The organism is Roseovarius salincola, assembly GCF_026891095.1.
Taxonomy (GTDB): domain Bacteria; phylum Pseudomonadota; class Alphaproteobacteria; order Rhodobacterales; family Rhodobacteraceae; genus Roseovarius; species Roseovarius salincola.
Map to the genome: position 1 here is coordinate 1 of NZ_JAPTNL010000014.1, position 12,675 is coordinate 12,675.

Annotated in this window: 14 protein-coding genes; 5 read left to right on the plus strand and 9 right to left on the minus strand. The window is 62.4% G+C overall.

Going from position 1 to position 12,675, the window contains the following annotated elements:
- Positions 1 to 220: 220 nt before the first annotated feature.
- Together rsmD and N5A93_RS14295 are read right to left on the minus strand one after the other, a co-directional pair.
- Entirely contained in the window at positions 221 to 781 is a 561-nt protein-coding gene (rsmD, locus tag N5A93_RS14290) for a 16S rRNA (guanine(966)-N(2))-methyltransferase RsmD (protein ID WP_268955779.1), read from the minus strand.
- Complete coding sequence (locus tag N5A93_RS14295) at positions 778 to 1,989, minus strand: NAD(P)/FAD-dependent oxidoreductase (RefSeq protein WP_268955780.1); 1,212 nt, start codon at positions 1,987 to 1,989, stop codon at positions 778 to 780. Before N5A93_RS14295 ends, rsmD begins: the two co-directional genes overlap by 4 nt.
- 90 nt (positions 1,990 to 2,079) lie before the next feature.
- On the opposite strand from N5A93_RS14295, the gene N5A93_RS14300 reads away from it, so the two are divergent.
- On the plus strand, positions 2,080 to 2,568 hold the full coding sequence (locus tag N5A93_RS14300) for a peroxiredoxin (protein ID WP_268955781.1): 489 nt from the start codon (positions 2,080 to 2,082) through the stop codon (positions 2,566 to 2,568).
- Positions 2,569 to 2,648: 80 nt separating this feature from the next.
- Here N5A93_RS14300 and N5A93_RS14305 read toward each other — a convergent pair whose 3' ends face one another.
- From N5A93_RS14305 to N5A93_RS14320, 4 genes are read right to left on the minus strand one after another with little or no spacing between them, the layout of a single operon-like run.
- Positions 2,649 to 2,951 carry a 4a-hydroxytetrahydrobiopterin dehydratase gene (locus tag N5A93_RS14305; RefSeq protein ID WP_268955782.1) on the minus strand — a complete coding sequence of 101 codons (303 nt, stop codon included), beginning with the start codon at positions 2,949 to 2,951 and terminating at the stop codon, positions 2,649 to 2,651.
- Positions 2,948 to 4,135 carry a GNAT family N-acetyltransferase gene (locus tag N5A93_RS14310; protein WP_268955783.1) on the minus strand — a complete coding sequence of 396 codons (1,188 nt, stop codon included), beginning with the start codon at positions 4,133 to 4,135 and terminating at the stop codon, positions 2,948 to 2,950. Before N5A93_RS14310 ends, N5A93_RS14305 begins: the two co-directional genes overlap by 4 nt.
- 52 nt (positions 4,136 to 4,187) lie before the next feature.
- A complete protein-coding gene (locus N5A93_RS14315) occupies positions 4,188 to 4,955 on the minus strand; it encodes a glycerophosphodiester phosphodiesterase family protein (RefSeq protein WP_268955784.1) in 768 nt (255 codons plus the stop codon).
- A complete protein-coding gene (locus tag N5A93_RS14320; RefSeq protein ID WP_268955785.1) occupies positions 4,952 to 5,413 on the minus strand; it encodes a RidA family protein in 462 nt (153 codons plus the stop codon). The genes N5A93_RS14315 and N5A93_RS14320 overlap by 4 nt, the downstream gene beginning before the upstream one ends.
- Positions 5,414 to 5,614: 201 nt before the next feature.
- On the opposite strand from N5A93_RS14320, the gene N5A93_RS14325 reads away from it, so the two are divergent.
- Both N5A93_RS14325 and N5A93_RS14330 read left to right on the plus strand, forming a co-directional pair.
- Complete coding sequence (locus tag N5A93_RS14325) at positions 5,615 to 6,412, plus strand: MlaA family lipoprotein (protein ID WP_268955786.1); 798 nt, start codon at positions 5,615 to 5,617, stop codon at positions 6,410 to 6,412.
- Positions 6,402 to 7,007 carry an MlaC/ttg2D family ABC transporter substrate-binding protein gene (locus N5A93_RS14330; RefSeq protein ID WP_268955787.1) on the plus strand — a complete coding sequence of 202 codons (606 nt, stop codon included), beginning with the start codon at positions 6,402 to 6,404 and terminating at the stop codon, positions 7,005 to 7,007. The genes N5A93_RS14325 and N5A93_RS14330 overlap by 11 nt, the downstream gene beginning before the upstream one ends.
- A gap of 108 nt (positions 7,008 to 7,115) precedes the next feature.
- On the opposite strand, the gene N5A93_RS14335 is transcribed toward N5A93_RS14330, so the two are convergent.
- The gene (locus N5A93_RS14335) at positions 7,116 to 9,272 is read right to left on the minus strand and encodes a transglycosylase domain-containing protein (RefSeq protein ID WP_268955788.1); all 2,157 of its coding nucleotides are present in this window, start codon (positions 9,270 to 9,272) and stop codon (positions 7,116 to 7,118) included.
- Positions 9,273 to 9,526: 254 nt separating this feature from the next.
- On the opposite strand from N5A93_RS14335, the gene N5A93_RS14340 reads away from it, so the two are divergent.
- The gene (locus tag N5A93_RS14340) at positions 9,527 to 9,865 is read left to right on the plus strand and encodes a P-II family nitrogen regulator (protein WP_268955789.1); all 339 of its coding nucleotides are present in this window, start codon (positions 9,527 to 9,529) and stop codon (positions 9,863 to 9,865) included.
- A gap of 20 nt (positions 9,866 to 9,885) precedes the next feature.
- A complete protein-coding gene (locus tag N5A93_RS14345; RefSeq protein ID WP_372920696.1) occupies positions 9,886 to 11,220 on the plus strand; it encodes an ammonium transporter in 1,335 nt (444 codons plus the stop codon).
- Positions 11,221 to 11,290: 70 nt separating this feature from the next.
- Here the strand turns inward: N5A93_RS14345 and N5A93_RS14350 are convergent, their stop codons facing one another.
- Complete coding sequence (locus N5A93_RS14350) at positions 11,291 to 11,668, minus strand: rhodanese-like domain-containing protein (protein WP_268955791.1); 378 nt, start codon at positions 11,666 to 11,668, stop codon at positions 11,291 to 11,293.
- A gap of 30 nt (positions 11,669 to 11,698) precedes the next feature.
- Entirely contained in the window at positions 11,699 to 12,598 is a 900-nt protein-coding gene (locus N5A93_RS14355) for an MBL fold metallo-hydrolase (protein WP_268955792.1), read from the minus strand.
- Between the last annotated feature and the right edge of the window lie 77 nt (positions 12,599 to 12,675).

Genomic DNA, 12,675 nt, shown 5'->3' on the forward strand with positions numbered 1-12,675 from the left:
AATGCAATCGCCGATATCTGCGACCTCTACTCACCCGAAGAATGCTGGAATTACTTCACTGCTGCCGGATATGTCGCAGGTTAAAGGCGGGACGCTTTAGTCATAGTTTTCATGAACGCCCCGAAGTCGTCGGGCACGACCGTCAGATCCACGTAATCTTCGCGATAGATAACGCTGAACCGCTTTCCCGCCTTGATCCCGTTCGCAAGGCCGGTAACGCTCAGTCTGACCGCTCCAGGATGTGAATTACCGTGTCACCGTAGCGCCGCGAGTCAAGCAGGTGCAGACCCTCGGGTGGAGTGATATCGACGCCTTCCTCGCAGACGATCAGCGCGCCCGGCGCGATCCAGCCGCCGGCGAGGGCCGCGCTCAGCGCCGCCTCGCCCAGCCCCTTGCCATAGGGCGGGTCCAGAAAAACCAGAGTGGCGGGATCGCCGGTTGGCGCGCCCGGCTTACGCGCGTCCCGTCGGATCACGCGGGCACGCTCCTCGACGCGGCAGATCTCGATATTCCTGTTAAGCAGGCGCAGCGCCGTGCGGCCGTTCTCGACAAAGACCGCTTTTGCTGCCCCGCGCGACAGCGCCTCGAGGCCTAATGCCCCGGTGCCCGCAAAGAGATCCAGCACCACCGCGCTCTCAAATGGACTCCCGAAGCCTCCCGCCAGCCGGTTGAACAGGCTCTCGCGCACCCGATCCGCCGTCGGACGCAGATGCGCGCCCGCATCGCCCTTGCCGACGCTGGCCAGCTTGTGGCCCCGGAATTCCCCGCCGATGATCCTCACGCCTTCAAGAGCGCCTTGAGGTCGCTTTCCGGGTCACTCACCACCGCAGGATCGGCGGTCTTGCCCGCATCAATCAGGCGTTTGCCCACCATATAGGCGCGTGGCTCGTTCATCGCGTCCACAGCCAGCAGATTGTCGCCCTTGTAATACCAGAACGAGACATGCCCCTCGCCGTCGCCGGGGCGGGTCACAATCCGGTCATAGCCGCTGTTCAGTCCGGCGATCTGGAGCTTCACGTCATATTGATCTGACCAGAACCACGGCTGCGGAACATAGGCCTTGTTCGCCCCCATGATATTCTCGGCCACGCTTTCGGCCATGTCGATGGCATTGGGCACGCTTTCCAGCCTGAGGCGCTGCCCACGCCAGGGGAACGAGGCACAATCGCCCGCCGCCCAGATATGGGGGGCGCTGGTGCGGCCCATCTCATCGGTGCTGATACCATTGTCGATTGTCAGCCCAGCCGCTTGGGCGAGGGCCGTATCTGGGGTGATCCCCACGCCCGCGATCACGAAATCGACCGCCATCTCGCTGCCGTCGCTCAGCCGGGCGCCACTCACACGCGTCTCGCCGGTCAGGCGCTCGAGTCCCACGCCCTCGCGGATATCGACGCCGTGGCGGGCATGTAGCGAGCGAAAGTAATCAGAGGTTTCCTTCGCCGCAACCCGTTGCAGGATGCGTTCAGCCATTTCCACAAGCGTCACCTTAAGGCCACGATGCGCGGCCACCGCCGCCGCCTCGAGCCCGATATAACCACCGCCGATCACCAAGAGGTGCCGCCCGGCCTGAAACTCGGGCGTCATGGCATCGACATCGTGCAGGTTGCGCACCACATGAACGCCTTGCAGATCACCGCCGATACCCGCAGGCAGGCGGCGCGGCACCGATCCCGTGGTCAGCACCAGTTCGTCATAGTGCAAAGGTGCGCCCCCGACGATCACCTGCTGTGCCTCGGGCGCGATCGCGGTGACGTCCTGGTTCAGACGCAGGTCGATTCCCTGCTCGCCGTAATAGCTCTCGGGGCGCAGGAACAGGCGCTCCAGCTCCATTTCACCCAAGAGATATTTCTTGGACAGAGGCGGGCGCTGATAGGGCGGCACCGGTTCCGCGCCGATCAGCGTGATCCTGCCCTCAAAGCCGAGGCTGCGCAGCTTGGCCACACAGGACGAACCGGCCTGCCCGGCCCCGACGACGACAATACCGCTCATCTCGATGCTCCTGATTTTTCATGGTCACGCCGCGGCGCTGACCCTATATCTAAAGCCACCGGAGACGCAATTGATAGACAGGGACCGACAATGACCATTTCCAAAGACGACAAACTGCCCGACGCGACGCTTCTGCAACTGGGTGCGAACGGCCCCGAAGAGGTATCCCTCGGCGAGCGCATCAAGGGCCGCAAGGTCGTCATCTTCGCCGTTCCGGGCGCCTATACGCCCACCTGCCACTCGGCACATGTCCCCAGTTTCGTGCGCACAAAGGATCAGTTCGCCGAAAAGGGCGTGGACGAGATCATCTGCGTTTCCGTCAACGATCCCTTCGTGCTCGGAGCCTGGGCCAAGGATACCGGCGCACAGGATGCGGGCATCACTATGCTGGGTGATCCCGAATCGCATTTCACCAAGGCGATCGGCATGGATTTCACCGCGCCTCCCGCCGGACTGGTTGCGCGCTCCAAGCGTTATGCCATGCTGGTCGATGATGGCAACGTCAAGGTGCTGCATCTCGAAGAGAGCCCCGGCACCTGCGAGGTTTCGGGCGGGGAGGCGCTTCTGGCCGCGATGTAGCGACGGCAGGCGAGGAAAACAGCAGACGGCGGCCCGGATGGCCGCCGTTTTCCGTTCTGCGCGACCGGTTTGCGCGCGGCTCAGCCCTGGCCGGCAAGCACGTCCATCTTGCGCGCCAGTTTCACATCAAGCGCGCTCAAACCACCCACGTCATGCGTGGTCAGTGTAACGTCGACGCCGTTATAGACATTCAACCATTCAGGGTGATGGTTCCATTTCTCGGCCCAGATCGCGGCGCGGGTCATGAAGCCGAACGCCTCGACGAAATCGGCGAATTTGTAGGTCTTCTGGATCGCATCACGCGACTCGTCATGGCTCCAGCCCGCCTCCAGAAGGGGAGTGAGCGTGGTTTCGCGTCCGGTATCGCTGAGTTTTTCGGTCATTCGTGATCCTCCATCTGCGTTTTCCTGAACGGGCCATAACGGGTCAGGATCTCAATGTCTTCCTCGACAGCAGCCCGCTCTGCCCCAAGATAATTATCCACGGCCTCACTAAAACCCGGATCGGCGATCCAGTGCAGCGAGTGGGTCGGCACGGGCAGGTAGCCGCGCGCCAGCTTGTGTTCACCTTGCGCGCCGGCCTCGACGGTTCCAAGCCCATGTGCCATCGCAAAATCCATGGCCTGATAATAGCATAACTCGAAATGCAGGCAGGGGTGATGCTCTGAACACCCCCAGTACCGGCCATATAACGCATCGCGACCGATAAGGTTCATCGCCCCCGCGACCGGCACACCGTCGCGCTCGGCCATCACCAGCAGGATGTCATCGCGCAGATCGCCCTGCGCGATGTCGAAGAATGCGCGTGTCAGGTAAGGTGTGCCCCATTTGCGCGTGCCGGTATCCTGATAGAACGCCCACATGGCATCCCAGTGGCGCGCGTTGATCGCGTCGCCGGTGACCATTTTGAGTTTGCCGCCGAAAGCCTCGGCAGTGCGGCGCTCCTTGCGGATCATCTTGCGCTTGCGGGAACTGAGGGAGGCCAGGAAATCATCGAAATTGTCATAGCCGCGATTGACCCAGTGATATTGCTGTGTGCGCCGCGCCATCAGCCCCATCGCCGCGCCCGCCTCAACCTCGTTTTCGGTGCAAAAAGTGACGTGAAGCGATGAAAGCCCGTTATTATCCGCCAATTGCACAGCGCCCTGCACCAATGCCGCCTGCCCCGCCGCTTCGAATCCGGGACGAGTCAGAAAGCGCCGTCCTGTCACCGGCGTGAACGGCACGGCGATCTGGAGCTTGGGGTAATAGCGCCCGCCCGCCCGTTCATAGGCATGCGCCCAGTTATGATCGAAGATATATTCGCCCTGGCTGTGGGATTTGAGGAAAAGCGGAGCGCAGGCAATGGTTTGCCCGTCCGAATGCGCTTGCATGTAGTACGGGTTCCATCCCGTTCCCGCACCAACCGAGCCGCTATCCTCCAGCGCCTTCAGAAACCGGTAGGTGGTGAACGGATCGGCAGGTCGCCCGCCATCCGATGCCTCGGGGCAGGCGCAAGCATCCCAATCCGCCGCGTCGATGCGCGACAGGTTCTCGTGAACGGTGATTTCCAATTCCTGCTCTGCCATGCCTGTCCGCATCCCGGCCTCAGGTCTCAATCTGTGGCCTCGGAGGCCCGGTTCAAGGCCGGATTTCAGGCAAATAGCCCTCGAAGGTGATGTTGTCGGCGATCCTGCGTGCCTGCGCCTCCTGAGCGGCAGAGCGTACGGTCCAGCACAGAACCGCCGCGCCGTGCCCCTTGAGCGCTGAAATTCTGGGCGCATCCAGCGCCTTGACCTGATGGCTGACGAAACAGGCACCGACGGCGTCGTAATCGGGGATTTCGCGGAGGCGGTGGCGAACCTCGCGTTTCAGCATCATCCAATCCATGCGCCGGTAGGAACAGGTGGTCAAGCCACGCGGCACGCCAGGTGCAAGATCACGCAGTAATGCCACCGAATGCGGGTTAAAGGACATCACCGCAAGCGGCCCGTCATAACCCGCAAGCGCTGCTGCCACCGCACCTTCCAACTGCCCGTCGGTCTGGCCCATCTGCCCGTGCTGGTCCTTGAGTTCGACCAGCAGAGGCACCTGCCCCGCCACGAGATCAAGCACCTGTGCAAAGCCCGGCACGCCCTCGGTGCTGCCCAGAAGCGCGATCTGCGACAGTTCCTGCGCCGCGCGTTGCCGGATCGCGCCCTTCTGACCGGTCAGGCGGGCAAGGTCATAGTCGTGAAAGACCATCGCCTGACCGTCCGAGGAAAGCTGAAGGTCGATCTCGATCCCATACCCGGCTGCAATCGCAGCACGAATCGAAGCGCGCGAATTTTCGGGGCGGCCGTCTTTCACATCATGCAAGCCGCGATGCGCCAGCGGCAGACGGCAGAAATCCGGGTGAAGCGCGGTCATCCGATCTGGAAGATCCCTTCGATTTCGACGGCAACGCCCAATGGCAGGGCGGCCGCAGACACAGCGGCGCGCGCATGCTTGCCGGTTTCGCCCAGGGCCTCGCCAAGGAAATCCGAGGCGCCGTTGATGACCTGTGGCTGCTCGGTGTAATCGGCGGTGGAATTGACGAAGCCGGTCAGCTTCACGACCCGTTTGAGCCGGTCCAGATCGCCACCGCAGGCGGCCTTGACCTGTGCAAGAAGCGCAATGGCGCAGACTTTCGCGGCCTCTGCACCGGCGGGGGTTTCCATGTTGTCGCCCAGCTTGCCGGTGATCAGTGTGTCGCCATCCTTGGAAATCTGACCCGACACGTAAAGCATGTCACCCACCTGCACATATGGCACGTAGTTCGCTGCGGGAGCGGGCGCATCGGGCAATGTCACGCCGAGATCGGCCAGTTTCTCTTCGAATTTTCCCATGATCCTATCCTCGCGCTAGGGGTTGTCGCGCGGACGCTAGCCCCTGTCGGAGCGGAAGGGAAACAAAAAAACCGCCGCCAGCGAGGTGAAGAGATGTCACCAATCTGCCACAGAAAAAAGGACTCTCTCCCTCTCATTCTGGGCAGTATGCTGTGATAGGTTATGTAGACACGAGTGAGTTCATCAAGTCTGGTCAAACCTTTGCCTGCTGCCCGCATCCCGAACCTGAAACGTATTACGCGCCTTGGCGTTGCTATTGCGCTGAGCGCGCTGGTTGTCGCCTGCGCGAAACCCGGTCCCGACCATCCGCCGGGCGAACCGTTCGACCCATACGAAAACACCAATCGCAAGATTCACGCGTTCAACCGTTCGGTGGACCGGGCGGTGATTCGTCCCGCCGGCGTGGGCTACAGCAACTTCTTGCCCGACGACATCGAAACGGTGATCGGCCGCTTCGCCTTCAACCTTTCTTTGCCGGGGTCGATCGTGAACAACATCCTGCAAGGTAACGGAAAAGGCGCGACGGAGGACACGTATCGCTTTGTCGTCAACTCCACGATGGGGCTTGGCGGGTTCTTCGATCCGGCCAGCGAAATCGGAATGCCGGAGCCCACCAAGGCCGATTTCGGCCAGACGCTTTATGTGTGGGGTGTGCGCGAGGGGGCTTATGTTGAACTGCCGCTTTTGGGGCCGTCGACCGAACGGGCCACAGCGGGCAAGGTGGTGGATATCTTCACCAACCCACTGACCTACGTGCTTGATTCGCCCGATAATTATTACGGCACCGTTGCGTCGGTCTCGTCGCGGCTGAGTGACCGGGGACGCTATTCCGACACGATCGATTCGATTCTCTACCAGAGCGCCGACAGTTATTCGCAGGGCCAGTCACTTTATTTCCAGAACCGCAGGTTCAAACTGGGCAATGGCAGTGGAGACACCTATCTTGATCCCTATGACGATCCCTACGGCGAACAAGGTGAGGACCCTTATGATCAATAATCTATCCCGCCGTTATTTTATTGGGGTTTCAGCGGCTTTTTCGGGGGTGATCGCGGGGCCGGGGATGGTGTTTGCCCTGACGGACCAGAGCGCGAAAAACCTTGTCGACCGGGTGGTCGGTGATATCAACAAGGTGATCGCCTCGGGCAGGTCGGTCAGTGGGATGATCGGGGATTTCGAAAGGATCTTCGCGCGTTACGCGGATGTGAACATCATCGCACGATCGACCCTCGGCCCCGATTCCCGACGGCTGAGCCCGGCGCAGATGCGCGCCTTCATCGATGCGTTCCGCGGCTATATTGCCCGGAAATATGGCAAGAGATTCAATGAGTTCGTTGGCGGCAAGATCGAAGTCAAGGGCGTGCGCCAGGTGAAATCATGGCACGAGGTCGAATCGACGGTCTATCTGCGCGGCGAGTCACCCTTTCAGGTTCTGTTCCTTGTCTCGGACCGTTCGGGCAAGGACCTGTTTTTTGACATGGTGATCGAGGGCGTCAGTCTGCGGCTGAGTGAACGCACCGAGATCGGGGCCATGCTGGACCGGCGCAGAGGCGATATCGACGCGCTGATTCAGGACCTGCGCAGCGCCGGGTAAGCCGTACAAAACGTCCGTTTTGTACGTCGGTTTCGTACCGAAACCGGCTCTGCCCCGGACTGTTTGGTACAAAACCCCGGAAACCGCCGCGTCCGGGCCATCCCCCGCCTACTGACCGCCGCCGAAAATGCCGCGAAGGATGTCTTCGATCGGGTTCGAGCGATCGCGCTGGCGGCGTTGTGGCTGGTCCGGTTGAGGCGCGGGTTCGGGCGTTGCGGGGCGCAGCATCGGCAGCGGGCGCGGATCGACTCCTTCATGCACCCGCAACATGGTCTCGTGCCAGATCTCGGCGGGCAGGCCGCTGCCGGTGACGCCAGTGAGGGGCGTGTTGTCGTCATAGCCCATCCAGACCCCGGCGACGTAATCGGCGGTGAAGCCCAGGAACCACGCATCGCGCGCCGCCTGGGTCGTGCCGGTCTTGCCCGCCGCCTCGCGGCCGGGCAGTTTCGCGCGTCCCCCGGTGCCGCCCTCGATCACCTGGTGCATCATCCAGGTGAGCTGCTGCGCGGCCTCTTCGCGGATCACGCGCTCGCCGATGCCGCCGCCGGTGCCCATGAGCGGCTCGTCCTCTCCGAGGAGCTTCAGCTCCACCAGACCGTAGGGGGTCACCGAAGAGCCACCGTTGAGAATGCCCGCATAGGCGCCGGTCATTTCGATCAGGGTGCTTTCGGACGCACCGAGCGCCAGCGCCGGGCCGGCGGCCAGATCGCTGTCGATGCCGAAATCGCTGCCCACCCGGCGCACGAGGTCGCGCCCGACGCTTTCCGATATCTTCACCGCCGGAATGTTCAGCGAATCCTTGAGCGCCCGCGTGAGGGTCACACGGCCATAATGCTTGCGGGTATAATTCTCCGGGCACCAGCGGCCCGAGCCGGGCACATCGAGGCAGTAGGGTTCGTCGACCACCGTCGCATTCGGATCATAGCCCAGTTCAAGCGCCGTGGCATAAACGAAGGGCTTGAAGGCCGAGCCGGTCTGGCGCTTGGCCTGGGTGGCGCGGTTGAAGGCGCCCGATACCTTGGCGTTGCGCCCGCCCACCATCGCGCGCACTGCGCCATCGGCGGACATCACCACGATTGCCGCCTGCGCCTTGGAGCCTTCTCGCACCTTGTTCTCGAAGATGAAGGTCAGCGCATCTTCGGCCGCCTTTTGCAGGCGCTGATCCATCGTGGTCTTGATGATCACGTCTTCGGTGGTATCGCGGGTAAAGAACTCCGGCCCCGAAGCCATGACCCAATCGGCGAAATAGCCGCCTGCCTGCCGCTGAGCCGCCTCGCTGAGTGCGGCCGGGCGGGCCAGCGCGGTGGCGGCATCGGAGGCCGATATATAGCCCTGGTCGCGCATCAGCCGCACCACGACCGAGGCGCGATTCTGCGAGCGTTCAAGGTTGGCGGTCGGTGCCAATGTGGAGGGTGCAGTCAACAGGCCCGCCAGCATCGCCCCTTCGGAGATCGACAATTGCGCCGCCCCCTTGCCGAAATAGCGCTGTGCCGCGGCTTCGGCGCCGTATGCGCCGCCGCCCAGATAGGCCCGGTTGAGATAGACTGACAGGATTTCATCCTTGGAATACTTGGCCTCCATCGCCATCGCATAGATCGCTTCCTTGATCTTGCGCCAGAGCGAGGTCTGACGGCAGTCGGCGATATAGGCCTTTTCGCTCTCCCATTGCGTCTTGTCATAGGCAACGCCAAGGCACAGCAGCTTGGCCGTCTGCTGCGTGATGGTCGAGCCGCCATGCCCGGACAGCGGGCCGCGCCCTTCGCGCAGGTTGATGCGGATGGCGCTGAGCACGCCGATGGGATCGACGCCGGGATGCCAGTAGAATCGCTTGTCCTCGGTCGCGATCACGGCGTTCTTGAGGTGTTCGCTGACGGTTTCGGCGCTGACAACGCCGCCGAACTGATCGCCGCGCCATGCGAAGACATCGCCCTCGCGGTCCAGAAGCGTGACCGAGCCGCGCGCGCGCGAATCCTGAAGGTCGCCAAGCGCGGGCAATGTCGCGTAGGTATAGGCCACGGCAAGCCCCACGCAGATGGCGACCACAGCCGTCAATCGCCAGCCGATCCCCCAGATCAGGCGGAACACCCAGCCAAACAGGCGCAAAAAGAGCGCGACAACGGGATTGCGGCGCCTGGATTTACGGGTCGGCGATTTGCGCGCGCGTGAGGATTTGCGCGCACCATTTCCGGATTTCGCCGGTTTTTTCGGCGTGCCATAGCGCTTGTCCGCCACCAGACGGGATTTCCTGCGACCTGAATTGCTCATGACTGCCCTGCCCGGCACCTGTTCGTTTTGGGCATCCTATCCTGCGCCGCGGCAAAAGTAGACCCCTGCTGAGTCGCCGCGATACTTTCCATTTTTGCACAATTTATATGCATTCTTGATTGTGTGCACATTTTTTCATCACTCAACCCCCGGAATCGGGATCACCCTGCATCATCGACCTTCCGAAACGGCGATACAGCGCCTTTGCTGCAGGTGCAAACCGCACAGGGTGAAAGTAACCGAAAGGGACACCAGTGAAACTCATCATTGCGACAATCAAACCGTTCAAGCTGGAGGAGGTCCGCGAGGCGCTGACCGAAATCGGCGTGCGCGGAATGATGGTGACGGAAATCAAGGGCTTCGGCTCTCAGTCGGGGCACACGGAAATCTATCGCGGCGCGGAATACGCCGTGAACTTCGTGCCCAAGGTCAAACTGGAAATCGCCGTTTCGACGTCGATGGCGGACCAGGTGGTCGAAGCGATCACCAACACCGCACGCACCGGCAAGATCGGTGACGGCAAGATTTTCGTTCTCGACATCCAACAGGCCGTGCGCGTGCGCACCGGCGAAACCAACGAAGACGCGCTTTGAGGCGCGTGGGGGAAAGGACTATGGACATGAAACGCTTGACTCAAACGGGCCTTGCGGCCGCCGCGCTGATCGCGCTGCCGCAGCTTGGCCTTGCGCAGGAAGCCGAGGCCGCAGCGCCGGGCTTTGACGAGATCGGCCCCTACATCATGACGACCCTGCTGTTTTGCATGGCGGGTTTCCTCGTCTTCTTCATGGCGGCGGGGTTCGCGATGCTCGAAGGCGGGCTGGTGCGCTCCAAGAACGTCACCATGCAGATGACCAAGAACATCGCGCTCTACTCGATCGCGGCCATCATGTATTGGTTCATGGGGTTCAACCTGATGTATCCGGGCGATTTCAACGGCTATGTCGGCAGTTTCTTTTCGCCGACGGCACTGGACCCGGTGGGCGTGGCGGCGGCGGATGCCGACCTTGGCTATGCCTCGATCGGGTCGGACTTCTTCTTCCAGCTGGTGTTCGTGGCGGCGACCGCGTCGATCGTTTCGGGCGCGCTGGCCGAGCGGATCAAGCTGTGGCCGTTCCTGGCCTTCGTGGTGCTGCTGACCGGCGTGCTCTACCCGATCTCGGGGTCCTGGCAGTGGGGCGGCGGCTGGCTGTCTGAAGCCGGGTTCTCGGATTTCGCCGGCTCGACCGTGGTGCATTCGGTCGGCGGCTGGGCCGCTCTGGCGGGTGCCATCGTGCTGGGGCCGCGCCTTGGCAAATACGACAAGGACGGCAAGGTCCACCCGATGCCCGGTTCCAACCTGGCGCTGGCGACACTGGGCACGTTCATCCTGTGGCTGGGCTGGTTCGGCTTCAATGGCGGCTCGCAACTGGCAATGGGCACCGTCGGTGACGTGTCGGACGTGTCGCGCATTTTCGCCAACACCAACATGGCCGCCGCGGCCGGTGCGGTGACCGCGCTGATCCTGACGCAGGTGATGTACAAGAAGCCCGACCTGACCATGGTGCTGAACGGCGCGCTGGCGGGTCTTGTCTCGATCACCGCCGAGCCGCTGGCACCCACCCTGTTCGGGTCGCTGTGGATCGGTGCGATCGGTGGCGTGATCGTTGTCCTGACGGTGCCGCTGCTGGACAAGCTGAAGATCGACGACGTGGTCGGCGCGATCCCGGTGCACCTGTTCGCGGGCATCTGGGGCACCATCGCGGTGGTGTTCTACAATGGCGACGCGAGCCTTGGCACGCAGCTTCTGGGTATCGCGGCTTACGGTGTGTTCACCTTCATCGGCAGCATCGTGGTGTGGTTCATCCTCAAGGCCGTGTTCGGCATCCGTGTCGACGAAGAGACCGAGATCAACGGTCTGGACATGGGCGAGCTGGGGATGGAAGCCTATCCCGAATTCTCCAAGGGCTGACCCCGCCTTCCCGGGATAACCCTTGCAAAACCGGCCCGGGCGTGAACGCCCGGGCCTTTTTCATGGCTGCTCAGCTGTTGACCTGCTGCGGCGCGCCGGTGGCGAGGTTGGTGCCGACATAGGGCTTTTTCGCCTGTTTCCATGCCGCGAACCCGCCTTCCATATGGGCGATCCGGTCGATCCCGGCCTCGATGGCCGCGCGCGACACCTTTTCGGAGCGCACGCCCGAGCCGCAATGGAAGATGATCTGCTTGTCCTTCTGGCCCGGCAGCTTGCGGGCGTTGAAGAACGGCATCGGCAAAAGCAGCGCGCCCTCGACATGTTCGAACATGTATTCCTGGGGTGTGCGCACGTCGATCAGAACGACCTCGTCGCGCGCCCAGGCCTCGGCCACCTCTTCGACGGTCCATGTCTGGAATTCGGCAGAGCCGATCTTTTCGGTTTTCATCGCGTTTCCTTTCAATCCTTGTCTGGCGGTTCAGAACCGGTTGGCGGGGATCTTGAAATAGCTGTTCCCGTCATCCTCGGCATCGGGCAGGCGCCCGCCGCGCAGGTTGAACTGCAAGGCGTAGAGAATCCTTGCGGGCAGGCCGAGCGTGGCGTCGCGATCGTCGCGGGTCTTCATGAAGGCCTCGCGGCTGACGCCCCCGCCCACATGCGGGTTGTTGGCCCGGTGATCGGCCGCGGTGGCCTCCCATGCGGGGTCCTGGCGGTCACCCACGGGGGGATAATCATGGCCGACGAAAAGCCGGGTCCGGTCGGGCAGCGCCAGGATCGCCTGAAGGCTGTCGTAAAGCTCGTTGGACGAGCCGCCGGGGAAATCGGCGCGCGAGGTGCCGACATCGACATGCATGAAGGTATCATGCACGAAGGCCGCGTCATCGCCCACCACATAGGTGATCGAGCCCAGCGTATGCCCCGAAGAGAGCATCACGCGCACGTCGAGATTGCCCAGCTTGAAGCTGTCGCCATCCTTGAACAGGCGGTCGAAATCGCGGTCGGGATCGAAAACGCCGGGGGTGTTGTAGATCCGCTCCCAGAGCTTGGCGATGTCGCGCACGCGCGACCCGATCGCGGCGGGCGCGCCGAGCTGTTCCTTGAGCCATGCCGAGGCCATGAGGTGATCGGCATGGGGGTGGGTGTCGAGAATCCATTCGACGCTCAGCCCCTTGTCGCGGACGAAATCAACGATCTCCTGCGCGCTGTCGGTCGTGATGCGCGCCGAGGCCGGGTCAAAATCGAGCACCACGTCAATCAGGGCCGCCTTGCGCGTGGCCTCGTCGACGACGACATACTGGATCGAACCGGTGGCCGGGTCATGAAACCCCGTCACGGTCGGCGAGTGCGGCCCCTGCGAGGCGCTGGTTCGGCTGAACATTTCATTTCCCTTCTGTCTTTGCGTTGGCATTCACGTAATTGAATGCGATGCCATGCCAAGACATGACAGTCAATTTC

Bases quoted from the DNA above. Each gene is read 5' to 3' on its own strand.
- N5A93_RS14295 (WP_268955780.1), bottom strand. From the start codon at position 1,989: ATGAGCGGTATTGTCGTCGTCGGGGCCGGGCAGGCCGGTTCGTCCTGT.
- N5A93_RS14300 (WP_268955781.1), top strand. From the start codon at position 2,080: ATGACCATTTCCAAAGACGACAAACTGCCCGACGCGACGCTTCTGCAA.
- N5A93_RS14305 (WP_268955782.1), bottom strand. From the start codon at position 2,951: ATGACCGAAAAACTCAGCGATACCGGACGCGAAACCACGCTCACTCCC.
- N5A93_RS14310 (WP_268955783.1), bottom strand. From the start codon at position 4,135: ATGGCAGAGCAGGAATTGGAAATCACCGTTCACGAGAACCTGTCGCGC.
- N5A93_RS14315 (WP_268955784.1), bottom strand. From the start codon at position 4,955: ATGACCGCGCTTCACCCGGATTTCTGCCGTCTGCCGCTGGCGCATCGC.
- N5A93_RS14320 (WP_268955785.1), bottom strand. From the start codon at position 5,413: ATGGGAAAATTCGAAGAGAAACTGGCCGATCTCGGCGTGACATTGCCC.
- N5A93_RS14330 (WP_268955787.1), top strand. From the start codon at position 6,402: ATGATCAATAATCTATCCCGCCGTTATTTTATTGGGGTTTCAGCGGCT.
- N5A93_RS14335 (WP_268955788.1), bottom strand. From the start codon at position 9,272: ATGAGCAATTCAGGTCGCAGGAAATCCCGTCTGGTGGCGGACAAGCGC.
- N5A93_RS14345 (WP_372920696.1), top strand. From the start codon at position 9,886: ATGGACATGAAACGCTTGACTCAAACGGGCCTTGCGGCCGCCGCGCTG.
- N5A93_RS14350 (WP_268955791.1), bottom strand. From the start codon at position 11,668: ATGAAAACCGAAAAGATCGGCTCTGCCGAATTCCAGACATGGACCGTC.
- N5A93_RS14355 (WP_268955792.1), bottom strand. From the start codon at position 12,598: ATGTTCAGCCGAACCAGCGCCTCGCAGGGGCCGCACTCGCCGACCGTG.